The organism is Thauera butanivorans NBRC 103042 (genome assembly GCF_001591165.1).
Classification (GTDB): Bacteria; Pseudomonadota; Gammaproteobacteria; order Burkholderiales; family Rhodocyclaceae; genus Thauera; species Thauera butanivorans.
Genome location: NZ_BCUG01000139.1, coordinates 1 through 969, shown reverse-complemented (window position 1 = coordinate 969; position 969 = coordinate 1). Strand labels below are relative to the sequence as shown.

1 protein-coding gene is annotated in these 969 nt (G+C 67.7%); it reads right to left on the bottom strand.

All coding sequences use genetic code 11. The annotated features are described in order from the left end of the window. Nucleotides 1-951, bottom strand: a 951-nt coding sequence (gene alc / locus TBU01S_RS22705) for an allantoicase (RefSeq protein WP_068639740.1), incomplete at its 3' end; no start/stop codon positions are given. Nucleotides 952-969: the final 18 nt, after the last annotated feature.

Sequence of the window (969 nt, the reverse complement as noted above, 5' to 3'; positions counted from 1 at the left end):
GGCGAGCTGCTCGGTGAAAGTATGGATCGCATCCATCTCGAGTTTTTGCTCGGGCAGCAAGGTCTGCCAGAACATCGATTGGGTGGTGATCGAGCGGTCGGTCCCGCCGGTGACGTAGGCGGCCTGGACCGAGCAGCGATCCGGGTAGTTGCCCTTGAAGAAAGCGGTATCGACCTCGATCTTCTCGACCGTGCCGGGCGCGCCCAGCTCGAGCACGCACCAATCGTTGCCCGGCTCGCGGCGGCGGCGGGTCTCCCAGCCATCGCCCATGTTCATGCCACGGCCGGGCAGCAGCAGCGCGGCGGCCGAGGAACCGAAACTCGCATCGTTCCACGACACCGCGCGTCCGCCATTCTCCATCGCCACCAGATCGACCAGTTCGCCGGCCGCGGCGGCCAGCGAACCCACCGGGCGGCCATAGACGCGCAGCCGGGCGATACCGCCGTCCGGATACATGTTCACCCGCAGGTGGGTCCAGGCCTGGGTGCTGGCGCACTCGACGATGTGGTGGCTGTTCGGACCGCAGGGGGTGGCGGGCAGGATCTCGGTCCAGTCGGCGGCCTTGAGGGTCTCGGCGTCGTCGGACCCGGCCACGCAAGCGTCGATGGAGACGGCGGGCGGATAGTTGCCGGTGAAGTGCGACGTATCGATGTCGAAGCCGCGGATGAGGCCCTTGACGCCGAGCCGGACGATGGCCCAGTCATGGCCGGCGACGCGCTTGCGGCGGGACTCCCAGCCGTCCATCCACTTGCCGTTGGTATCGAACTTGCCGGGGACGAACTGGGCGGGTTCGGGGTTGAGCATGCGTGAGACTTCGGCGAAGAAATCGTCGGAGACGGCGATCGCCTTGGCGCCCAGGCGCGGGTTGGCGAGATCGACCGAGCGCTGTGCCCAGTCGGGCAGTTCGGCGGGGGCGGCGAAGACGGGGGCGCCGGGAGTGTGACTAGCCATGGGGTGTTCTCCTTTGAA